General features: G+C 71.6%; 19 protein-coding genes. 13 read left to right on the top strand and 6 right to left on the bottom strand.

Annotated features, from left to right (window positions below):
- Positions 1 to 29 precede the first annotated feature (29 nt).
- On the top strand, positions 30 to 692 hold the full coding sequence (locus tag CRP52_RS21735) for an ATP-dependent Clp protease proteolytic subunit (RefSeq protein ID WP_097237907.1): 663 nt from the start codon (positions 30 to 32) through the stop codon (positions 690 to 692).
- 282 nt (positions 693 to 974) lie between these two features.
- Complete coding sequence (gene clpX / locus CRP52_RS21740) at positions 975 to 2,264, top strand: ATP-dependent Clp protease ATP-binding subunit ClpX (RefSeq protein WP_030058268.1); 1,290 nt, start codon at positions 975 to 977, stop codon at positions 2,262 to 2,264.
- A 67-nt stretch (positions 2,265 to 2,331) separates the two neighbouring features.
- Here the strand turns inward: clpX and CRP52_RS21745 are convergent, their stop codons facing one another.
- Entirely contained in the window at positions 2,332 to 3,141 is an 810-nt protein-coding gene (locus CRP52_RS21745; protein ID WP_097237908.1) for a hypothetical protein, read from the bottom strand.
- A gap of 193 nt (positions 3,142 to 3,334) precedes the next feature.
- Between CRP52_RS21745 and CRP52_RS21750 the strand changes: the two genes are divergently transcribed.
- Together CRP52_RS21750 and CRP52_RS21755 are read left to right on the top strand one after the other, a co-directional pair.
- Positions 3,335 to 5,971: a valine--tRNA ligase gene (locus CRP52_RS21750; protein WP_097237909.1), complete on the top strand. Its 2,637-nt coding sequence runs from the start codon at positions 3,335 to 3,337 to the stop codon at positions 5,969 to 5,971.
- 285 nt (positions 5,972 to 6,256) lie between these two features.
- Positions 6,257 to 6,781 (top strand): hypothetical protein, encoded by a 525-nt coding sequence (locus CRP52_RS21755; protein WP_097237910.1) that lies wholly within the window; start codon positions 6,257 to 6,259, stop codon positions 6,779 to 6,781.
- A 24-nt stretch (positions 6,782 to 6,805) separates the two neighbouring features.
- Here the strand turns inward: CRP52_RS21755 and wecB are convergent, their stop codons facing one another.
- A complete protein-coding gene (gene wecB, locus CRP52_RS40570; RefSeq protein WP_306458879.1) occupies positions 6,806 to 9,448 on the bottom strand; it encodes a non-hydrolyzing UDP-N-acetylglucosamine 2-epimerase in 2,643 nt (880 codons plus the stop codon).
- Between the two features lie 174 nt (positions 9,449 to 9,622).
- Between wecB and folC the strand changes: the two genes are divergently transcribed.
- The 8 genes from folC to rodA all read left to right on the top strand — a co-directional run bounded on the left by folC (position 9,623) and on the right by rodA (position 18,512).
- The gene (gene folC, locus CRP52_RS21770; protein ID WP_097240260.1) at positions 9,623 to 11,014 is read left to right on the top strand and encodes a bifunctional tetrahydrofolate synthase/dihydrofolate synthase; all 1,392 of its coding nucleotides are present in this window, start codon (positions 9,623 to 9,625) and stop codon (positions 11,012 to 11,014) included.
- 1 nt (position 11,015) lies between these two features.
- Positions 11,016 to 11,369 (top strand): DUF4233 domain-containing protein, encoded by a 354-nt coding sequence (locus tag CRP52_RS21775; protein WP_097237911.1) that lies wholly within the window; start codon positions 11,016 to 11,018, stop codon positions 11,367 to 11,369.
- 108 nt (positions 11,370 to 11,477) lie between these two features.
- Entirely contained in the window at positions 11,478 to 11,891 is a 414-nt protein-coding gene (ndk, locus tag CRP52_RS21780; RefSeq protein WP_030058261.1) for a nucleoside-diphosphate kinase, read from the top strand.
- Positions 11,892 to 12,212: 321 nt separating this feature from the next.
- Positions 12,213 to 13,238 (top strand): rod shape-determining protein, encoded by a 1,026-nt coding sequence (locus CRP52_RS21785; RefSeq protein WP_030256393.1) that lies wholly within the window; start codon positions 12,213 to 12,215, stop codon positions 13,236 to 13,238.
- Positions 13,239 to 13,334: 96 nt separating this feature from the next.
- Entirely contained in the window at positions 13,335 to 14,294 is a 960-nt protein-coding gene (mreC, locus tag CRP52_RS21790) for a rod shape-determining protein MreC (protein ID WP_097237912.1), read from the top strand.
- 3 nt (positions 14,295 to 14,297) lie between these two features.
- Positions 14,298 to 14,936 carry a rod shape-determining protein MreD gene (gene mreD, locus CRP52_RS21795; protein ID WP_097237913.1) on the top strand — a complete coding sequence of 213 codons (639 nt, stop codon included), beginning with the start codon at positions 14,298 to 14,300 and terminating at the stop codon, positions 14,934 to 14,936.
- A gap of 52 nt (positions 14,937 to 14,988) precedes the next feature.
- On the top strand, positions 14,989 to 17,316 hold the full coding sequence (gene mrdA, locus CRP52_RS21800) for a penicillin-binding protein 2 (RefSeq protein ID WP_097237914.1): 2,328 nt from the start codon (positions 14,989 to 14,991) through the stop codon (positions 17,314 to 17,316).
- Positions 17,313 to 18,512: a rod shape-determining protein RodA gene (gene rodA, locus CRP52_RS21805; protein ID WP_097237915.1), complete on the top strand. Its 1,200-nt coding sequence runs from the start codon at positions 17,313 to 17,315 to the stop codon at positions 18,510 to 18,512. Before mrdA ends, rodA begins: the two co-directional genes overlap by 4 nt.
- A 64-nt stretch (positions 18,513 to 18,576) precedes the next feature.
- Here rodA and CRP52_RS21810 read toward each other — a convergent pair whose 3' ends face one another.
- Positions 18,577 to 18,975, bottom strand: a complete 399-nt coding sequence (locus CRP52_RS21810; protein ID WP_097237916.1) for a hypothetical protein — start codon at positions 18,973 to 18,975, stop codon at positions 18,577 to 18,579.
- Between the two features lie 154 nt (positions 18,976 to 19,129).
- The gene (locus CRP52_RS21815; protein WP_097237917.1) at positions 19,130 to 19,453 is read right to left on the bottom strand and encodes an ArsR/SmtB family transcription factor; all 324 of its coding nucleotides are present in this window, start codon (positions 19,451 to 19,453) and stop codon (positions 19,130 to 19,132) included.
- Between the two features lie 151 nt (positions 19,454 to 19,604).
- Between CRP52_RS21815 and CRP52_RS21820 the strand changes: the two genes are divergently transcribed.
- Positions 19,605 to 20,585 carry an LLM class F420-dependent oxidoreductase gene (locus tag CRP52_RS21820; RefSeq protein ID WP_097237918.1) on the top strand — a complete coding sequence of 327 codons (981 nt, stop codon included), beginning with the start codon at positions 19,605 to 19,607 and terminating at the stop codon, positions 20,583 to 20,585.
- Positions 20,586 to 20,608: 23 nt separating this feature from the next.
- Here CRP52_RS21820 and CRP52_RS21825 read toward each other — a convergent pair whose 3' ends face one another.
- The gene (locus tag CRP52_RS21825; protein ID WP_097237919.1) at positions 20,609 to 21,319 is read right to left on the bottom strand and encodes a LuxR C-terminal-related transcriptional regulator; all 711 of its coding nucleotides are present in this window, start codon (positions 21,317 to 21,319) and stop codon (positions 20,609 to 20,611) included.
- 324 nt (positions 21,320 to 21,643) lie between these two features.
- Positions 21,644 to 22,297, bottom strand: a complete 654-nt coding sequence (locus CRP52_RS21830) for a nitroreductase family protein (protein ID WP_097237920.1) — start codon at positions 22,295 to 22,297, stop codon at positions 21,644 to 21,646.
- Positions 22,298 to 22,513 lie beyond the last annotated feature (216 nt).

Here is a 22,513-nt window from a genome sequence, read left to right on the forward strand (position 1 = left end):
GCCACAACGCCCCGGAGGACAAGAACCCCATGAACATCCCCAGCCTGTCGGCCGCCAAGGCCCGCGTCGAGGACATGCGTGCCGAGGGCCGCTACATCGTCCCGCGCTTCGTGGAGCGCACCACGCAGGGCATCCGCGAGTACGACCCGTACGCCAAGCTGTTCGAGGAGCGCATCATCTTCCTCGGCTCGCAGGTGGACGACGTCTCGGCGAACGACATCATGGCGCAGCTGCTGTGCCTGGAGTCGATGGACCCGGACCGCGAGATCCAGATGTACATCAACTCGCCCGGCGGCTCGTTCACGGCCCTGACGGCCATCTACGACACCATGCAGTACGTCAAGCCGGACATCACCACGGTGTGCATGGGCCAGGCGGCCTCCGCCGCGGCCGTGCTGCTCGCCGCCGGCACCCCCGGCAAGCGGATGGCGCTGCCGAACGCCCGGATCCTGATCCACCAGCCGTACACCGAGACCGGCCGCGGCCAGGTGTCCGACCTGGAGATCCAGGCCAAGGAGATCTTCCGGATGCGCGAGCAGCTGGAGGAGATGCTGTCCAAGCACTCCAACAAGTCGGCGGAGCAGGTGCGCGAGGACATCGAGCGCGACAAGATCCTCACCGCCGAGGAGGCCGTCGAGTACGGCCTGGTCGACCAGATCATCTCCACCCGCAAGACCTCGCTGACCTCCTGAGGTCGGCTCCCTCCCCGTCCGTCCAGCGGGTCCGGGAGGCCCCATCGGGGCGGGACGGCGCACCCCTGGTGCGCGTCCCGCCCCGGCCCATCGGCGGGCCCGCGCACGGCATCTGTTCGGTATCAATTCGCCCAGGGCGTAGGGCAGACCCGGCGAAGAGGACGGAATCACGGGCCCGGCAGAGTACCGTCGGATAGCGAGACCGAGCGCCGTCGGCGTTGACGGTCCACAGCACCAGGCCCCGGAACCCCTGCGGGGCCCCTGGCGAAGGGGAAGCACCTCGTGGCACGCATCGGAGACGGTGGCGACCTGCTCAAGTGCTCGTTCTGCGGCAAGTCCCAGAAGCAGGTGAAGAAGCTGATCGCCGGCCCAGGCGTGTACATCTGCGACGAGTGCATCGACCTGTGCAACGAGATCATCGAGGAGGAACTCGCCGAGACCTCCGAGGTGCGCTTCGAGGAACTCCCGAAGCCGCGTGAGATCTACGAATTCCTGGACCAGTACGTGGTCGGCCAGGACCTCGCCAAGAAGGCGCTGTCGGTCGCGGTCTACAACCACTACAAGCGCGTCCAGGCCGGCGAGGCGGGCCGCAGCGGCGGCAACGGCCGCGAGGACGCCATCGAGCTGGCCAAGTCCAACATCCTGCTGCTGGGCCCCACCGGCTCCGGCAAGACGCTGCTCGCGCAGACCCTGGCCCGGATGCTCAACGTGCCCTTCGCGATCGCGGACGCCACCGCGCTGACCGAGGCCGGCTACGTCGGCGAGGACGTCGAGAACATCCTGCTCAAGCTGATCCAGGCGGCCGACTACGACGTCAAGAAGGCCGAGACCGGGATCATCTACATCGACGAGATCGACAAGGTCGCGCGCAAGAGCGAGAACCCGTCGATCACCCGGGACGTCTCCGGCGAGGGCGTGCAGCAGGCGCTGCTGAAGATCCTGGAGGGCACCACCGCGTCGGTGCCGCCGCAGGGGGGCCGCAAGCACCCCCACCAGGAGTTCATCCAGATCGACACCACCAACGTGCTGTTCATCGTCGGCGGCGCGTTCGCCGGCCTGGAGCGGATCATCGAGGGCCGTGCGGGTGCCAAGGGCATCGGCTTCGGCGCCAACATCCGCTCCAAGCGGGAGTCGGACGCCAGCGACCACTTCCGCCAGGTGATGCCCGAGGACCTGGTGAAGTTCGGCATGATCCCCGAGTTCATCGGCCGTCTGCCGGTGATCACCAGCGTGCACAACCTGGACCGCGAGGCGCTGCTGCAGATCCTCACCGAGCCGCGCAACGCCCTGGTCAAGCAGTACCGCAAGCTCTTCGAACTGGACGGCGTGGAGCTGGAGTTCTCCCGCGACGCGCTGGAGGCGATCGCCGACCAGGCGATCCTGCGCGGCACCGGCGCGCGCGGTCTGCGGGCCATCATGGAGGAGGTGCTGATGTCCGTGATGTACGAGGTCCCCTCGCGTCAGGACGTCGCCCGCGTGGTGGTCACCGGGGACGTGGTCTCCAAGCACGCCATCCCCACCCTGGTGCCGCGCGACATGATCAAGCGCGAGCGCCGGGACAAGAGCGCCTGACCCGACGCAGCACGAAGGGGCCCCGTACCGGACATCCGGTACGGGGCCCCTTCGCGTACGGCGGGCGCTACTTGGCGACCACCATCGCGTCGCGGATCGCCCGGGTCCTGGCGGCCGCCTGGTCCGCGCTGAGCGCCGGGCCGCTGCTGCCGCTCGTGCTGATCTTGCTGAAGGTGACCCGGCCGGTGGTGGACTTGTCCGCCCACACGCAGACCGTCGGGCCGGGCTTGCCGAGCATGGTCGTCGTGCCGCAGGTGAGCTTCGCCGAGGAGCTGTGCGAGTCCTGCGCCGGGAAGTCGGTCATCGACACGGACAGGCTGCCGCTGTCCTTCTTGGAGTCCTCGATGATCTGCGCGGGGTCGTTGAGGTTCCCGTAGACGCCGACCACCGAGAAGGTGTCCAGCGCGTCCGAACCCTTGCTGTAGCTGGCCACCAGGACCTGCAGGTCCGTGCCGAACTTCGCCGCGTCCGGCTTGCTCATGTCGGCGGCCTGCTCCTTCGCCGACTTCTGCACGTAGCCGTCCGGCAGCGACTGCGGGGCGGTGATCTTGTACGTGCCGCCCTGGTCGCTGCCGCCGAGGAACTTCCACGCGGCGAAGCCGCCGCCGCCCAGCACCAGCGCGCCGATCACCAGGCCGATCACCAGGCCGCCCTTGCCCTTCTTCGGCGGCGGGGCCACCGGGTAACCGGGCTGGCCGTACGGCGCCTGCGGCGGCACGCCGTACGGCTGCTGGGGCGCGCCGTAGGGCTGCTGCTGCGGGTAGCCGTACGGGGGCTGCGGGGCGCCGTAGGGCTGCTGCGGAGGCTGGCCGTACTGCGGCTGGCCGCCGTAAGGCTGCGGCTGTCCCTGCGGATACTGCTGTCCCTGGCCGTACATCTGCGTCTGTGCTCCCCCGCCGCACCCGCGGCCTGTCGTGGTGTGGAGTCGTTCCGTGCCCGCCCGGTACCGACCGGACGAGTGCCCGGGCACGGTACCGCACGGCGCCCGCCGCGGGCCCGTACGGGCGTGTCGGGTCCGCCCACCGAAAGCGGTTCGTAACCCGGGCCCGCGGTTACGTAAACTGTGCGTCGTGACCGACACGACGAACCAGCGCCCCGTGAGCACCACCGGGGACGATGCGGCAACCCTCCCGACGACCTACACCCCCGCGGACGTAGAGGGCGAGCTGTACGAGCGCTGGGTAGAGCGTGGCTACTTCACCGCGGACGCCAAGAGCGACAAGCCCCCGTTCACGATCGTCATCCCCCCGCCGAACGTCACCGGCAGCCTGCACCTGGGCCACGCCTTCGAGCACACGCTGATCGACGCCCTGGTCCGCCGCAAGCGCATGCAGGGCTACGAGGCGCTGTGGCAGCCCGGCATGGACCACGCCGGCATCGCCACCCAGAACGTGGTCGAGCGCGAGCTCGCCAAGGAGGGCAAGTCCCGCCACGACCTGGGCCGCGAGGCCTTCGTCGAGCGCGTCTGGAAGTGGAAGGCGGAGTCCGGCGGCCAGATCTCCGGCCAGATGCGGCGCCTGGGCGACGGCGTGGACTGGTCCCGCGAGCGCTTCACCATGGACGAGGGCCTGTCCCAGGCCGTCCAGACCATCTTCAAGAAGCTCTACGACGACGAGCTGATCTACCGCGCCGAGCGCATCATCAACTGGTGCCCGCGCTGCCTGACCGCCATCTCGGACATCGAGGTGGAGTACCAGGACGACGACGGCGAGCTGGTCTCGATCCGCTACGGCGAGGGCGAGGACTCGATCGTCGTCGCCACCACGCGCGCGGAGACGATGCTGGGTGACACGGCCGTCGCCGTCCACCCGGAGGACGAGCGCTACAAGCACCTGGTCGGCACCGAGATCGAGCTGCCGCTGACCGGCCGTCGGATCCCGATCGTCGCCGACACCCACGTCGACCCGGAGTTCGGCACCGGCGCCGTCAAGGTGACGCCCGCGCACGACCCGAACGACTTCGAGATCGGCCAGCGGCACAACCTGCCGAACATCGCCGTCATGGACGAGCACGCCGTGATCACCGTGCACGGCCCGTTCCTCGGCCTGGACCGCCTGGAGGCCCGCTCGGCGATCGTCGCCGCGCTGCGCGCCGAGGGCCGGATCGTCGCCGAGAAGCGCCCGTACGTCCACTCGGTGGGCCACTGCTCGCGCTGCAAGACCACCATCGAGCCGCGGCTGTCCATGCAGTGGTGGGTCAAGGTCGGCCCGCTCGCGAAGGCCGCCGGCGACGCGGTCCGCGACGGTAAGGTCAAGATCCACCCGCAGGAGATGGAGAAGCGGTACTTCGACTGGGTCGACAACCTGCACGACTGGTGCATCTCGCGCCAGCTCTGGTGGGGCCACCGCATCCCGGTCTGGTACGGCCCGAACGGCGAGATCGTCTGCGTCGGCCCGGACGAGCAGCCGCCCGCCGGCGAGGGCTGGCACCAGGACACCGACGTCCTGGACACCTGGTTCTCCTCCGGCCTGTGGCCGTTCTCCACGCTCGGCTGGCCGGAGCAGACCGAGAGCCTCGCGAAGTTCTACCCGAACTCCGTCCTGGTCACCGGCTACGACATCCTGTTCTTCTGGGTCGCCCGGATGATGATGTTCGGCCTCTACGCGATGGACGGCACCCCGCCGTTCCACACCATCGCGCTGCACGGCATGGTCCGTGACCAGAACGGCAAGAAGATGTCGAAGTCCTTCGGCAACGTGGTCAACCCGCTGGACTGGATGGACAAGTACGGTTCCGACGCGCTGCGCTTCACGCTGGCGCGCGGCGCCAACCCGGGCGTCGACGTGCCGATCGGCGAGGACTGGGTTCAGGCGGCCCGCAACTTCGCCAACAAGATCTGGAACGCCACCCGCTTCGCGCTGATGAACGGCGCCACCGTCGAGGGCCCGCTGCCCGCGCCGGAGGAGCTGACCGCGAGCGACCGCTGGATCCTGTCCCGCCTCAACAGCACCGTCGCCGAGGTGGACGGGCTGTACGAGGACTACCAGTTCTCCAAGCTCTCCGAGGCGCTGTACCACTTCGCCTGGGACGAGGTCTTCGACTGGTACGTCGAGCTCTCCAAGACCACCCTGGCCAAGGGCGGCCCGCAGGCCGACGCCGCGCGCCGGGTCCTCGGCGAGGTCCTGGACGTCACGCTGCGCCTGCTGCACCCGATCGTGCCCTTCGTCACCGAGACCCTGTGGACCACGCTGACCGGCGCGGAGTCCGTGGTCATCGCCGACTGGCCGAAGGACAGCGGCTACCGCGACGCCGCGGCCGAGGCCGAGATCGCCACGCTGCAGCAGGTCGTCACCGAGGTCCGCCGGTTCCGTACGGACCAGGGCCTGAAGCCGGGCCAGCGGGTGCCGGCCACCCTGGAGCTGGACGGCACCGCGCTGGCCGCCCACGAGGACGCGATCCGCTCGCTGCTGCGGCTGACCGTCCCCGAGGAGGGCTTCGCGGCCACCGCCTCGCTGCCGGTCGCGGGCGCCACCGTCGCGCTGGACCTCTCCGGCACCATCGACGTCGCGGCGGAGCGCAAGCGCCTCGCCAAGGACCTCGCGGCCGCCGAGAAGGAGAAGGCCCAGACCACCGCCAAGCTCGGCAACGAGGCCTTCCTGGCCAAGGCGCCGGACGAGGTGGTCGCCAAGATCAAGGCGCGCCAGGAGGCCGCCGAGGCCGACATCGCCCGGATCACCGCCCAGCTCGCGGCGCTGCCGCAGGGCTGAGCCCGGCAGAACCGGCCAGGGGCCGCACTCCGTTTTCGCGGAGTGCGGCCCCTGGGCCTTTTCCGGCCCCGGCCCGCCTTACACCGAATAGCCCAGCACCATTGCTCCCTTCCGGCGAATATTCATCCCGGACCGGGTGAGGTCCAATTCCGAGCGAATTGATTCCTGTCTTGCCCGCGCGCGTTCGCCGAAGTTTTCAGGTCGGATGTGTACGGTGTGCACGGAGTTTCCCAATGGACGTTTCCGCTGAGCGTTCCTGCTGAGCGACGGACGGGAGGGCACGGCATGGTGGTGACCGAGGAGTTGGCCGACGAACTGCCTGCCGAGGCGGTCGAGGAAGCCAAGGCCAGGGCGGCGACGCTGCTGCTCGCTTTCCGGCACGGGAACCAGCTCGCGTTCGATCACGAGCTGGAGCTGCTGTTCGCCGAGCACGCCGAGCGCGAGGTGACCACCCTGCTGACCTGGATCGCCGCCGAGGCCGTCCGCAAGGCGTACGCCCCCGAGGTCGGCGACCGGGTGCTGCGGGCGATGGCCCGGCGCGCCCCGGCCGACAGCGGGGCGGTCGCGGTGGACGAGGAGTCCGCCGACGCCGCCCGGCTGATCGAGGCGGTGGCGGCCGGCGAGGTGGCCGAGGTGCGCGGCCTGGTCGCCGCGACGGCCGACACCACCTACCTGCTCGGCGGGCTGCTGCAGGGCGTCGCGATGATGCTGCCGCTGTTGCCCGAGGGCGAACTGGCCGAGATCACCGCCGAGTTGCGCCGCCGGCACGGCGCGACCGTGCACGTGCCGGAGGCCCGGGCCGGGGTCTGACGCCCCGGCGGCCGTGAAGAGCTCCTACGCGGCCAGCGGTACGGCTTCCACGGTGGCGGATCCGGTGATCTCGGCGAGCGAGGCGGTCAGGGCGGCGATCCGGGTCGAGGCCAGGCCGTCGCCGTACGGGCTCGGGGTGGCCGCGAGCCGGGCGAGGCGCTCGGGGGTGTCGCAGAGCCAGGCGCGGGCGAGCTCGCCCAGCTCCTCGCCGGGCTGCACCAGCGCGGCGAAGCCGGCCGCCACCGCCTCCGGGCGCTCGGTGGAGCGGCGCACCACCAGCAGCGGACGGCCGAGCACGGTGCACTCCTCCTGCACGCCGCCGGAGTCGGAGACCAGCAGGGCCGCGTGGCCCGCCAGGCCCAGGAAGTCGGCGTAGCCGACCGGCCCGGTGACGGCCAGGCGCTCCAGCAGGCCGTCCAGGCCGAAGCGCCCGACGGCGGCCCGGGTGCGCGGGTGCATCGGGAACAGCACCGGGGTGCCGGCCCGGGCGATCCGGTCCAGCTCGGCGAGTACCGCGCCGAGCGCCTCCGCGGTGTCGGTGTTCTCCGGACGGTGCACGGTGGCCAGCACGTACCCGTCCGGGCGCAGACCGTGCGCGGCGAGCAGCGCGGCGCGGGTGGCGGCGTCCGGCAGCTGACGGCGGACCACCTCGACGACGGTGTTGCCGGTGAGCGCGATCCGCTCCTCGGCCAGCGACTCGGCGCGCAGGTTGGCGACGTTGTCCGGGGTGGCGGCGCAGAGCAGGTCGGAGACGTGGTCGACCATCACCCGGTTGTGCTCCTCGGGCATCGCCCGGTCGAAGCTGCGCAGCCCGGCCTCGACGTGGACCAGCGGGATCTCCCGGGCGTTGGCGGCCAGCGCGCCGGCGAGGGTGGCGTTGGTGTCGCCCTGGACGACCACGGCGAGCGGGCGGTCCTCGGCGAAGGCGGCGTCCAACTGGCCCAGCGACTGGGCGATCTGGCCGGCCCGGGGGCGGCCGCCGACACCGGTGAGCAGCTCGGGCCGGGGCAGGTCGAGGTCCCGCAGGAAGCGGCCGGACATCGCCTCGTCCCAGTGCTGGCCGGTGTGCACCAGCCGGGTGGCGTCGCCGAGCTCGTGGATCAGCGGGGCGAGCTTGACCAGTTCGGGGCGGGTGCCGAGGACGACGGCGACGCTGGACGGGGGCAGGCACATGCTCATGCGGGGGCTCCGTGGAGGCGTGGGGAGGAGGCGCGGGGGAGGGGGAGCGGGTGGCTCAGGATTCGAGTGCGGTGGGGGCGCCGACGGTGACCTTCTCGGCGTTGCGGCGGGTCTTGGCCCAGCCGTTGCGTCCGAGCAGCATCCGGACGGCGGCCCGGGCGGCGACCACGAAGAGGTGGTACGCGTAGAGCCAGACCAGGACCCCCAGAGAAATCCGGTCAGCCTGCTGCGGTCGGGGTGGACGAGCCGGCGGTAGGCGAGGCCCCAGAACACCATCGGCAGGGTGGCGAGCACGAAGGCGAGCAGCATCCACGGCCCGTACCGGAGCTGGAAGTCGGCGGTCTCGGCGGGGAAGAGCACCAGCCCGGCGGCGGTGATCCCGAGCGAGAGCGGGACGAGCAGCACCAGCAGCACGCAGACCACGGGCTGCAGGAAGGTGTACATCACCTCGGCCTTGCCGGACCAGGTGTAGTGCGGTGAGCGCAGCACCCGGCCGGTGTAGCGCAGGCACTGCATGTTGCCCTGGGCCCAGCGGGTGCGCTGGGTGAGGAAGCGGCGCAGCGAGATCAGGCCCTCCTGGGAGACCTGGGTCTCGGTGACGTGGGTGAGCCGCCAGCCGGCGAGGCGCAGGTCCAGGCCGGACTCGTAGTCCTCCAGCAGGGCGCGCTCGGGCCAGGGGCGGCCGGCCCGGCCCTCCTCGGCGGTCAGCGAGTCGAGGGCGGTGAGCCGGACGAACTGGCCGTTGCCGCCGAGGCCGACGCTGCCGGTGCGGCGGCGCAGCAGCTGCATGCCGGCGTTGTTGGCCTGGAACTCGACGTCCTGCATCCGGACCAGGGCGCGGGCCAGGGCGTTGGCGGCCCGGCCGCGGCCGGGCAGCGGCAGCTCCTCGTCGGCGTTGCGCATCCGGACGCCGATCTGGACGGCGCCGGTGTCGGGGCGCCCGAGCGCCTTCTCGTTGCAGACCTGGGCGAGGGTGCCCGGGTCGAGCCGGCCGTCGGCGTCGACCACGCCGATCACCACGCGGGAGCGGTCGGTGGACTCGGGGAGCCAGGCGGAGATCTCCCGGTAGGCGGCGTTGAGGGCGGCGCCCTTGCCGATCCGGGCGTGCGGGCGGCGGCGCTGGACGAGGTGGACGCGCGGGTCGTGGGCCGCGGCGGCGAGCACGAGTTCGCGGGTGGCGTCCTCGCTGTCGTCGTCGATCACCCACAGGTGGGCCTCGGGGGCGCTCGCCCGCAGGCCGGCGAGCGTCTGGGTGACCACGGCCTCCTCGTCGCGGCAGGGGATCACCAGGTGCCACCGGAAGGCGGCCGGGTCGCCGGGCGCGGCGGGGCGGTTGTGCCGGAAGGCGTGGCGGGAGCCGGCCCAGTACACGAGGAAGCGCCCGAAGACGAGCACCATGTAGCCGACGAGGGCCAGGGAGATCAGTCCGGCGACCCAGACGACGGCGTCCTGGCGAAGCACGATCCAGTCGTGCAGGGCGTCGGGCATGGCGCGGTTCTCCTTGCGATCGAAGGTGACGGGGCTCCTGCGGGGCGCGAGTCGATGCTTCGTTGCGGTTCAAATCGCTAAATCGATAGTAAAGGTGGCAAACTGGAAAGTCAGGGCAAAGTGGTCGTTCTCACCCCGTGAGGAGCGCCTGCCGCCGCTCCGTAGACTGTGGTCGTGAGCGACAAGGCCGACCCGAACCCGTACACCATCCGCCCCGCCGACGGCGGCACCGGCGACGCCCTGCGCGACGTCGAAGTGGAACTCTCCAAGCGCTGGCCGGAGAACAAGCTGGAGCCCTCGCTCGACCGGATCGAGGCGCTGATGGACATCCTGGGCCAGCCCCAGCGGTCCTTCCCCTCCATCCACATCACCGGCACCAACGGCAAGACCTCCACCGCCCGGATGATCGAGCAGCTGCTCAACACCTTCGAGCTGCGCACCGGCCGCTACACCAGCCCGCACGTGGAGTCCGTCACCGAGCGGATCAGCCTGGACGGCGCCCCGATCACCCCCGAGCGCTTCGTCGAGGTCTACCGCGACATCGAGCCCTACGTGCAGATGGTCGACGCGGCGCAGCCGGTGCCGATGTCCTTCTTCGAGGTGCTGACCGGCATGGCCTACGCCGCCTTCGCCGACGCCCCGGTGGACGTCGCCGTGGTCGAGGTCGGCATGGGCGGCTCCTGGGACGCCACCAACGTCATCGACGCCGCCGTCGCCGTGATCACCCCGATCGGGCTGGACCACACCGACAAGCTCGGCGAGACCACCGGCGAGATCGCCGTCGAGAAGTCCGGGATCATCAAGTCCGGCGCCGTCGCCGTCGTCGCCCAGCAGCAGCTCGACGCCGCCCAGGTCATCCTTCGCCGCGCCGTCGAGGTGGACGCCACGGTCGCCCGCGAGGGCATGGAGTTCGGCGTGATCCGGCGCGAACTCGCCATCGGCGGCCAGCTGGTGACGCTGCGCGGACTCGGCGGCGAGGAGTACGAGGACGTCTTCATCCCGCTGCACGGCGAGCACCAGGCGCACAACGCGGCGCTCGCGCTGGCCGCGGTCGAGGCCTTCTTCGGCGTCGGCGGCGCCCGCGGCGGGCAGCTCGACGTGGACAAGGTCCGCCAGGGCTTCTCCGGCGTCTCCTCGCCGGGCCGCCTGGAGGTCGTCCGCCGCAGCCCCACCGTCATCCTGGACGCCGCGCACAACCCGCACGGCGCCCGCGCGACCGTCGCCGCCCTCACCGAGTCCTTCGGCTTCACCCGGCTCGTCGGCGTGATCGGCACCTCCGGGGACAAGGACGTGGCCGGGGTCCTGGAGGCCTTCGAGCCGATCCTGGCCGAGGTCGTCATCACCCAGAACTCCACCCACCGCGCGATGGACGTCGACGCGCTGGCCGCCCTGGCCGTCGAGATCTTCGGCGAGGACCGCGTCCAGGTCGAGCCCCGGCTCGACGACGCCATCGCCGCCGCCGTCACCCTCGCCGAGGAGGAGGGCGACCTCGGCGGCGCCGGGGTGCTGGTCACCGGTTCGGTCATCACGGTGGGCGAGGCCCGCCTGCTGCTCGGGAGGAAGTGACATGAGGACGCTCTGCTCCTCGACCCTGATCGGCGAGGCGTTGCTGATCATGTTCGCGGCACTGGTCGCGATGCGGCTCTCCGACGTCTCCGACGGGGAGATCTGGACGGTCAGCGGCATCGCGATGGCGCTGTGCATCGCGCTCTGCGGCATGATCAACCGCCCCGGCGCGGTGCAGATCGGCTGGGCACTGCAGATCGGCCTGATCGCCAGCGGCTTCATCCTGCCGACCATGTTCGGCCTCGGCGTGGTCTTCGCCGGCCTGTGGTGGTGCTCGGTGCACTACGGCCGCAAGGTCGACGCGTTCAAGGCCGCCCGGGCCGCCGCCGTCGAGGCGGCCGCCGTACAGGCCTGAGGCCCGGACCGACGGGCCGACACGCCGTGTACGCAAGGTAACCTCTGCCGTGTCGGCCCCACGCGTCGACCCGACTGTCTGCCGAACCGAATCCCCAGGAGACGCACCGTGTCCCAGCGCACTCTCGTCCTGCTCAAGCCCGACGCCGTCCGCCGCGGCCTGGCCGGCGAGATCATCAGCCGCATCGAGCGCAAGGCCGGCTGGAAGCTCGCCGCCGTCGAGCTGCGCACCTTCGACCGGGCGACGCTGGAACTGCACTACGCGGAGCACGTCGGCCGCCCGTTCTACGAGCCGCTGCTGGAGTTCATGACCTCCGGCCCGTCGATCGCGCTGATCGTCGAGGGCGAGGAGGTCGTGCCCGGCATCCGCATGCTGGCCGGCGCCACCAACCCGCTGGAGGCCGGCGCCGGCACCATCCGCGGCGACTACGCGACGATCACCCGCGAGAACCTGATCCACGCCTCGGACTCCCCGGAGTCCGCCGAGCGCGAGATCAAGATCTTCTTCCCGGCGCACGCCTGATCCGAGCCGGGCGACGAGCCCGCAGGACCGAAGACCTGCCCCGGTCGGGACCATTGGCCCGGCCGGGGCATTCTTATCGTGAAATAGGGAACTGGGGCTGCCGACACGGCGTCCCAATCCTCGGAGAAGCGATCACGCTCCGGACAATGGACGGTATGCCCCGCGTCGACGTCCGTACCGCGCCGCGTGACTACGATGGACGCGACCCAAGGGCCCGGTAAGGCAGCTCAGCTGGTCTCCGCCCGAGCGTGGGCGCGCAGTCGTCCACCACCCCCATGAACTCCGAGCCCGGGAAGGCACCTACTCTCCATGGCGAGCAACCTGTCGTTCATCGGCCGCGACTTGGCGATCGACCTCGGAACTGCCAACACGCTGGTGTACGTCAGGGGCAAGGGCATCGTCCTGAACGAGCCGTCCGTGGTCGCGGTGAACACCAACACCGGCGGCATCCTCGCCGTCGGCGCCGAGGCCAAGAAGATGATCGGCCGCACCCCGGGCAACATCGTCGCCATCCGCCCGCTCAAGGACGGCGTGATCGCCGACTTCGAGATCACCGAGCGGATGCTGCGGTACTTCATCCTCAAGATCCACCGCCGCCGCTACCTCGCCCGCCCGCGCGTCGTCGTCTGCGTGCCCTCCGGCATCACCGGCGTCGAGCGCCGCGCCGTCATCGAGGCCTCCTCGCAGGCCGGCGCCCGCCAGGTGCACATCATCGAGGAGCCGATGGCCGCCGCCATCGGCGCCGGGCTGCCCGTCCACGAGGCCACCGGCAACATGGTGGTCGACATCGGCGGCGGCACCACCGAGGTCGCCGTGATCTCCCTCGGCGGCATCGTCACCGCCCAGTCCATCCGGGTCGCCGGCGACGAGCTGGACAACGCGATCGTCCAGCACATCAAGAAGGAGTACTCGCTGCTCCTCGGCGAGCGCAGCGCCGAACAGATCAAGATGAGCATCGGCAGCGCCTTCGGCCTGGAGGGCGAGAAGGACGAGCACGCCGAGATCCGCGGCCGCGACCTGGTCAGCGGCCTGCCCAAGACCGTCGTCATCTCCGCCGCCGAGGTCCGCGAGGCCATCGACGAGCCGGTCAACTCGATCATCGACGCGGTCAAGACCACCCTCGACCAGTGCCCGCCCGAGCTGGCCGGCGACGTCATGGACCGGGGCATCGTGCTCACCGGCGGCGGTGCCCTGCTGCGCGGCCTGGACGAGCGGCTGCGCCGCGAGACCGGCATGCCGATCCACATCGCCGAGAACCCGCTCGACTCCGTGGCGCTCGGCTCCGGCAAGTGCGTCGAGGAGTTCGAGGCGCTCCAGCAGGTACTCGACGCCCAGCCGCGGCGTTAGCCACCACGAACGACAACCGACACCGACTGAACGGGCCGCCGCCCGGGCCCCACAGCCCCGGGCGGCTGCCAGGTACGAAGGGGCAGTACCAGCACCGTGAGGGACACACGAGAGAGCCGGCTGCTGCTCATCCTGCTGGTGGCGGTCGCCTTCGCGCTCATCACCGTGGACATCAAGGGCGGTGAGGACTCCCCGCTCGGCCCCGCCCGCCGCGCCGCCGCCGGCGTCCTCGGCCCGGTCGAGCGCGGCGCCGCCACCGTCGTCGACCCCGTCGCCGACACCGTCCGGGCCTTCCGCGACGCCGCCACCAACAGCGGACGCACCGACCAGCTCGCCCGCGAGAACACCGAACTTCGGCAGAAGCTCGCCTCCTCCGACATGGCCTCCGGGCGCACCAAGCAGCTGGACGACCTGCTGCGCACCGCCGGCGCCGGCGGCTACACCGTCAAGGCCGCCCAGGTCATCGCGATCGGCCCGGCCCAGGGCTTCTCCTGGACCATCACCCTCGACGCCGGCAGCGACGACGGCCTCACCCGCGACATGACGGTCATCAACGGCCAGGGCCTGGTCGGCCGGATCACCACCGTCGGACCGACCACCGCCACCGTGCTGCTCGCCTCCGACCCCGGCTTCTCGGCCGGCACCCGGCTGGAGGGCACCGGCGAGATCGGCTTCGCCTCCGGCGGCGGCGACAGCCCGATGAAGGTCTCCCTGCTCAACGGCAAGGCCCAGGTCAAGGCCGGCGACCGGCTGGTCACCTTCGGCTCGCAGAGCGGCCGCCCGTTCGTGCCCGGCGTCCCGGTCGGCAAGGTCGTCGAGGTCCAGGCCAACGCGGGCCAGCTGACCAAGACCGTCCTGGTCGAGCCCTTCGTCCAGTTCACCCGGCTGGACCTGGTCGGCGTGGTGGTCGTGCCGCCGCGCGCCGACCCGCGCGACGCCGTCCTGCCGCCCGCCCCCGCCGCCGGCCAGGGCCAGGCCCCCGCCGCGCCCGCCCCGGGCCAGGCCCCGGCCTCCACACCGGCCGCCCCGCCCGCCAAGCCCAATGGGGGGAACTGAGCCATGCGCCTCGCCCGCATCCCCGTCTCCGCCGGCCTGATCCTGTTCGGCCTGATCCTCCAGGTCAGCGTCTTCGGCCGGCTCCAGCTCCCGGGAGCCACCCCGGACATACTGCTGCTCGTCGTCGTCGGCCTGGCCATGGTCTACGGGCCCACCGGCGGCTGCCTGGTCGGCTTCTCGGCCGGCCTGCTGGCCGACGTCGCACCGCCCTCCGACCACGCGATCGGCCGCTACGCGCTGGTGCTCTGCCTGATGGGCTACGCCGCCGGGCTGCTGCGCCCCGACCACGGCCGCCAGCGCTCCGTCGCCAGCGCGCTGCTGGTGGTCGGCGCCGCGGCGGTCGCCTCCACGCTGCTGTACGCGATGGTCGGCGCCCTGGTCGGCGACACCGCGGCCCGGCACGTCGGCCTCGGCGGCCTGGTGATCAGCGCCCTGCTGTACGACCTGCTGCTGGCGCCCTTCGTGGTGCCGCTGGTGATGCTGCTCGGGCGCCGCTTCGGGCGCGATCCGCTGGCCGCCGCCGACGACGACCAGGGCGGCCCGGGCCTGGGCACGCTGGCCCGGTACCGCACCACCCGCGAGGCCTCCTCCGGCCCGAGGTACAAGAAGCGGCGCGTGCCCGGCTTCGCCCGCCGCCCGTAACCGGTCCGGCCCCGACCTCCCGACCCTCCCCGCATCCTGGAGCGCACGAGACGTGAGCAACATCCCCGAGACCGGCCGCACCCGGAGGGTGACGATCCGTCTGGTGGTGCTGCAGATCCTGGTGCTGTCGCTGCTCGCCACCCTCGGCGGGCGGCTGTGGTACCTGCAGATCCGCAACGCCAAGGAGTACACCGCCAAGGCGACCGGCAACCACATCCGCGAGGTGGTCGAACCGGCCGTCCGCGGCGAGATCCTGGACGCCTCCGGACGGGTCCTGGCCGGCAACGAGACCCGGCTGGTGGTCTCCGTCAGCCGCACCTCGCTGCTGCAGATGAAGGACGGCGGCAAGGCCGTGCTGGCCCGGCTGGCAGACGTGCTCGGGATGCCCGCCAAGGACGTCCAGGAGAAGGTCCGGCTCTGCGACGCCAAGACCCCGCAGCCCTGCTGGAACGGTTCGCCGTACCAGCCGATCCCGGTCACCAAGGAGGCGACCACCCAGCAGGCGATGCAGATAATGGAGCGCCGCGAGGACTTCCCCGGGGTCACCGCGCAGCCCACCGCCGTACGCCGCTACACCGGCGCCGAGGGCGCCAACCTGGCCCAGGTGCTCGGCTACCTCTCGCCGGTCACCGACGAGGAGGTCAGCAAGACCGCCGCCAAGAGCGGCCTGGACCGCTACCTGCCGGCCGACCAGATCGGCCGGGCCGGGCTGGAGTCGGTGTACGACCGCGACCTGCGCGGCACCGCCGGCATCACCAAGCTGGAGGTGGACAACCTCGGCCGGGTGATCGGCACCGCCGGCGCCGTCGCCCCGCAGACCGGCGACAACCTGGTCACCAGCATCGACGCCCGGGTGCAGAAGGTCGTCGAGGACAACCTGGCGCAGGCCATGAACGACGCCCGGAACACCTTCGACAAGGTCACCAACCGCAACTACGAGGCCGACTCCGGCGCCGCCGTCGTGATGGACGTGCACACCGGGCGGATCGTCGCGATGGCCAGCGCGCCGACCTACGACCCGAACCTCTGGGTGGGCGGCATCAGCGGCAAGGACTACCAGTCGCTGACCAGCAAGGAGTCCAACTTCCCGCTGCTGAACCGGGCCATACAGGGTCAGTCCGCCCCCGGCTCGACCTTCAAGGTCATCTCCACCACCGCCGCCGTGCAGGCCGGCTACCCGCTGGACGGCACCTACCCGTGCCCGAAGAGCATGACCATCGGCGGCCGCGAGTTCAAGAACTTCGAGAGCGAGAGCTTCGGCTCCATCTCGCTGGAGAAGGCGCTGGAGGTCTCCTGCGACACCGTCTTCTACGGGCTGGCGAACGACCAGTGGATGAAGGACGGCGGCATCAAGCCGAAGAAGGAGCCGGCCGACTGGTTCTTCAAGACCGCCCACGAGTTCGGCCTCGGCGCCAAGACCGGCATCGACCTGCCGGCCGAGGTGACCGGCCGGGTGCCGGACCGGCAGTGGAAGCAGTCCTTCTACGACAACAACAAGGACGCCTGGTGCGCGCAGGCGCAGAAGGGCGGCAACAGCTTCTCCGACCAGATCGCCCGGGAGAACTGCGTCGACGGCTACCAGATGCGCGCCGGTGACGCCGTCAACTTCGCGATCGGGCAGGGCGACACCCTGGTCACCCCGGTCCAGATGGCCCGGATCTACTCGGCGCTGGCCAACGGCGGCACCTTCTACCGGCCGACCATCGCCAAGGCGGTGATAAGCCCGGGCGGGGACCTCGTCCGCGAGATCGCCCCGCACGAGGACGCCAAGTTCCCCGGCGACCAGAAGCTGCTGAGCTACATCAACCAGGCCACCGAGGGCGTCGTCAAGAGCGGTACCGCCGCCTGGAAGTTCACGCAGGCCGGCTGGCCGCAGGACAAGATCGCACTGCACGCCAAGACCGGCACCGCCGAAGTCGAGGGCAAGCAGACCACCTCCTGGCTGGCCACGTACAGCAAGGACTACGCGATCATCATGACGATAAGCCAGGGTGGCACCGGCTCCGGCGGCTCCGGCGACGCCGTGCGCCGGATCTACCAGGCGCTGTACGGCGTGGACGACAAGGGCAACGTCGACAACGGCAAGGCGCTGCTGCCGACCCCGCAGGGCGAGCTGCCGAAGTTCAACCCGGACGGCACCGCGATCATCAAGCCGGCCTCCTACACCGCCGCCCCGGCCCCGGCCGGCCCGGCGGCGGGCTCCCCGGCCCCGGCCCCGGCGCTCGTGCCGGCGGCGGCGCTGCTCGACGCGGGCTCCGCGCAGGCGGTCCCGGCGCCGGCCTTCCTCGACCAGGCGCCGCCGGCCGACCGGCCGGCGTCGTACACCGCGGCCGACGCCGCGCTCGAACCCGGACGCGGCCCGGGAAGGGGACGGGCATGACCTCCTACGGCTCCTACCGGCAGCTGCGGCTGGCCCCGCAGCGCCGCGGCGTCTCCAAGGCCCTGGCCAAGGACTCCCCGCTCTGGCGGCTGGACTGGATACTGCTGCTGGCCGCGCTGGCCCTGTCGGCCGGCAGCTCGCTGCTGGTCTGGTCGGCCACCCGCGGGCGCGAGTCGCTGACCCACGGGGACCCGCAGTACTTCCTGTACCGGCACCTGACCAACTTCGTGGTCGGGCTGGTGCTGTGCGCGGTGGTGATAGCGATAGGGAGCCGTCGCTTCCGCACGCTGGTGCCGTTCGTGTACGTCGGCGTGATCGTGCTGCTGCTGGCGACGCTCAGCCCGCTGGGCTCCACCATCAACGGCGCACACTCGTGGATCCAGCTCGGCGGCGGCTTCTCGATCCAGCCGGCCGAGTTCGCGAAGCTGGGTATCGTGCTGGCGATGGCGGTCGTGCTGTCGGACCAGGTCGACGCGGGGGAACGGGAGTTCCCCTCGCACCGGGCGGTGTTCCGCGGCCTGGTCTGGGCCGGGCTGCCGATGTGCATAGTGCTGCTGATGCCGGACGCCGGCTCGGTGATGGTGATGGCCGCGATCGTGCTGGGCATCCTGCTCGGCTCGGGCGCGGCCAACCGCTGGGTCCTCGGGCTGCTGGTGGCGGGCGCCGCCGGGTGCGTGGCGATCTGGAAGTTCGGGCTGCTGAGCAAGTACCAGATCGACCGCTTCGCCGCGTTCGCCAACCCGCAGCTGGACCCGAACGGCGTCGGCTACAACACCGCGCAGGCCCGGATCGCCATCGGCTCGGGCGGTCTGACCGGCAAGGGGCTGTTCCACGGGACGCAGACCACCGGGCAGTTCGTGCCGGAGCAGCAGACCGACTTCGTGTTCACCGTGGCCGGTGAGGAGCTGGGCTTCGTCGGGGCGCTGGCGATCATCCTGCTGGTCGGCGTGGTGCTGTGGCGGGCCTGCCGGATCGCCCGTCAGGCCACCGACCTGTACGGCACGATCGTGGCGGCCGGGATCATCGCCTGGCTGTCCTTCCAGGCCTTCGAGAACATCGGGATGTGCCTGGGCATCATGCCGGTCGCGGGCATCCCGCTGCCGTTCGTCTCGTACGGCGGGTCCTCGATGTTCGCGAACTGGATGGCGGTCGGGCTGCTCCAGGCGGTGCGGAGCCAGCGGCCGATAGCGGCCTGAGCCGTGGCCCTTCCGACGGGGCCGGTCCGGGACTTCCCGGGCCGGCCCCGCGGCGTGTGCGGGGTCAGACGGAGAAGCCGATCCGGGCGAGCACGCCCCAGCGGTCGTCCCGGCGGGTGAGGACGTAGACCGAGTCGAAGGAGCCGGTGCGGGCGCCGGACGCGTCGTGGCGGGCGAAGCGGACCAGGGCGTGCACCTGGTCGGGGGAGGACTGGCTCAGCTCCACGCTCTCCCAACTGCTGCGGGTCCAGCCGGAATCGACCAGCTGGGCCAGCTCGGGGGTGGAGCGCTCGACGTAGCCGGCCTCGTCCTCCCAGACCGTGACCGCGCCCTCGTGCACCCGGACGTGCGGATAGTGCAGGGTCTCGGCCCAGGCCGCCAGGTCGCGGCTGTTGAGGGCGTCGAGGAAGGCGTCGAGGGCGGCGCGGGCGGCGGCCTCGTGGGCGCGGGGTTCGGCGGACACGGCGGGCTCCAGGGCGGGGTGCGGACGGGAGGGTCCTGGCCAGCCTGGGCCATCGGTGCGCCCGGCGGGGCCGGGCGGCGCCGATTCAGGTCCAAAGGCCGGGGCAGAGACCGGTCGCACGGCCGAAGAGGCGCCCCGGGAGTGTCGGGGAGAATCAGTGGGCGCCGGCCGGCTCACGGGTCGCGGCGCTGAGCACGGCGTCCAGCAGGCCGGGGAAGCGCAGTTCGAGGTCGTCCCGGCGCAGCGACATCAGCCGGCGGGTGCCCTCGACCCGGGTGGTGGTGACGCCGGCCTCGCGCAGCACCTTGAGGTGGTGGGAGAGGGTGGACTTGGACAGCGGTACGTCCAGGTCGCTGCAACACTGCTCGTCGACCTCGGCCAGGCCGGTCACGATGGAGAGGCGGGCCGGGTCGCTGAGGGCGTGGAAGATCCCGGCGAGCTGGATGGATTCGGTGGCCGGGTGGCTGGGGGTGCGCATGGCGGCTCCTCTGTCGTCCTGTGACGCGTGATCGATTGTTCGAACTTTGGCGTACTATCCAATCTTAGGCAATGGGGCCGGCCCGCACCGCCGTTCCCGCGGAAGGACACCGGATGAGCGAGCGCCGCGAGCGGACCGCCGGGAGGTGCGCATGGGCCGCCACGGGGTGACGCTCCCGCTGCGCGGCGTCCCCCTGGACCGGCACCGCGCACTGGTCGAGGAACTGCCCGACCTGGGCTACACCGACGTGTGGACCGGGGAGGCGGCGGGCTACGACGGGTTCACCCCGCTGGCGCTCGCGGCCGCCTGGGCGCCCGCGCTGCGACTGGGCACCGGCGTCGTCCCGGTGCAGACCCGAGGGCCGGCGCTGCTCGCGATGACCGTCGCCACGCTGGCCGAGGCCGCGCCCGGCCGGGTGGTGGTGGGCGTCGGCTCCTCCGGCCCGCCGTTCGTTACCCGGATCAACGGGATCCCGTTCGAGCATCCGTACCGGCACGTGCGCGACACCGTGCGCTTCCTGAAGCAGGCGCTGGCCGGGCGGACGGTGCGGGGCGACTTCGACTCCTTCACCATCGAGCAGTACACCCCGGCGCTGCGGCCGGACCCGGTGCCGCCGGTGATGATGGGCGCGCTCGGCCCGCAGATGCTGCGACTGGCCGGGCGGGAGGCGGATGGCCTGGTGACCAACTTCCTGGCGGTGGAGGACGTCCCGCGGGTGCGGGCCGCGATGGGCGGGCCCGGCCGGGACAAGGAGGTGGTGGCCCGGCTGTTCGTCTGCCCCACCAAGGACCGCGACCACGCCCGCCGGCAGGGGCGGCAGTTGCTCGGGCCGATCCTCAACGCCCGGACGTACGGAGGCTTCCACGACTGGCTGGGCCGCGGGGAGGAGCTGGCGGCCTCGCACGCGGCGTGGGCGGCGGGCGACTTCCACGGCGCGCTCGCGGCGGTGCCCGACCACCTGGTCGACGCGCTGCTGATCCACGGCTCCCCGCAGGAGTGCCGGGAACGGGTGGCGGAGTTCGTGGCGGCGGGGGTGGACACGCCGCTGCTGGCGGTGCTCCCGGTGCCGGACTTCGGCGCCGGACCGGACGGGTTGCGCGACACGCTGCGGGCCCTGGCCCCGCAGACGTGACGCCGCACCGGGCGGGCGGTGGGTCAGCCGGCCGCCCGGTGTCCCGACCGGGCGTAGACCATCGCCTGGGCCCGGCTGCGCACCCGCAACTTGCCGAGCACGTTGGACACGTGGAACTTGACGGTCTTCTCGCTGAGGTGGAGCTCGGCGGCCATTTCCGCGTTGGACAGGCCGCCCGCGATCAGGGTGAGCACCTCCTGTTCGCGGGGTGTGAGCAGGTGGAGCAGCGGGGGCGTGTGCAGTGGCGGGCCGGGCAGCCGGCGGGCCATCGCGGTGACCACCTCGGCCGTGATGGACGGGGAGATCAGCGCGTTCCCGGCGGCGACCGCCCGTACCGCGTGCACCATGTCGGCCTCCGGGCCGTCGCGCAGGATCAGGCCGCGGGCGCCGGCTCTGAGGTAGTCGAGCATGCGGTCCGGGTCGCCCGGGCGGACCAGCAGGATCGTGCCGGGCTGCCCGGTGCCCCGGGTGTCGGTGAGCTTCTTGACCTCGCAGGCGTTCTCCATGCCGGGCATGTCGGCGTCGACGATGACCACGTCCGGCCGTTTGGCTGCGCAGACCTGGGCGATCCTGGCGGTGCCGGCCGGCTCGGTGAGCGGCTGCAGCCCGGGTGCGCGCTGCAGGATGGTGCGCAGCCCGGTGCGCAGTAACGGCGAGGCCGCACAGATCAGCACCCGTACGGTCGGGCCGGCCAAGTCGGTGGGGCCGTTGGGGCGGTAGAGGGACAGGCTCATGTTCGTTCTCCTTGCCGTCGAGGTTCCGGGGCCCCGGGCGGCCACCGGGCGCAGCGCGGTCAGGACACCGGCGGGGTGCGTGGGGGCACCGTCGCGGGGTGGAACCGTGATGATGAGAGGAGATCTCTTTCCGGCGTCACGTCAGTGTGCGGACGCGGAGGGGGAGTTCAGGGGCAACAGCGGCCGTGGCCGGTCGCGCGGTCGGAAGTCGCCTCGGCGGCAAGGCCGTTGACTCGACATTCCCGGAACATGGTGGCCATCCTAGGGAGCCGTTCGAGCGGTGGTCAAGGATGTTCGGGCCCGTCCGGAGCCCTCCGGGACCGCCTACCAGGTGTCCCAGTGGGCGATCCGGTCGGTCTCGACCCGGGGGCCGGGGCGGAAGTCGGTGCCGATGGTGTGGGCCAGCGGGATCAGGGCGGCCTGCAGGACGGTCTCGTAGGGGATGCCGAGGATCTGTGCGGCCTCGCGCTCGTAGTGCAGGTGCGGAGTGGTCCAGGCGGTGCCGAGACCGCGGGAGCGGGCGGCGAGCATGAACTGCCAGGTGGCCGGGATGATCGAGCCCCAGGTGTTGGCCTGGCCGACGAAGGAGTCGACCTCGTGCCGGCCCTCGATCCGGACGCACGGGATCACCAGGACGGGGACCTCGTGCAGGTGGTCGAAGAGGTGCTGGGCGCTCTCGGCCAGGCGCAGCCGGCGCAGCTGGTCGCCGACGGTGCGGTCGACGCCGGTGCCGACCGTCTGCTGGCGCGGGCGGACCAGGCCGAGCCGGTAGAGGTCGGCGAGGGCGGAGCGCTTGGCCGGGTCGGTGACGATCACGAAGTCCCAGCGCTGGCGGTTGCGCCCGGTGGGGGCCTGGGTGGCCAGGGTCAGGCACTCCTCGATCAGCTTGCGCTCCACCGGGCGGGTGAGGTCCAGCCGCTTGCGCACCGCCCGGGTGGTGGTGAGGAGTTCGTCGATGGAAAGCGCGAGGGGAGACATGGGCGCCAGCTCCGGTCGGGTCGGGTCGGGGTGCGGATCCATCGCCCGCGAATGCGTACTCGACTGGCCAGCCTAGTAATGGTTCGAAACTTGCGCAATATTCGAAGTGGCGAGCCTGCTTCTCAAGTCCCGCTCTTGTGTGCGGAGTTGATTCTTCCTATGCTTCCAACAACTTCGAACATTCGAAACATGACGAGTGCGGTCGACCGCGAGAGG

The sequence above is a fragment of the Streptomyces sp. 1331.2 genome, assembly GCF_900199205.1.
GTDB lineage: Bacteria > Actinomycetota > Actinomycetes > Streptomycetales > Streptomycetaceae > Kitasatospora.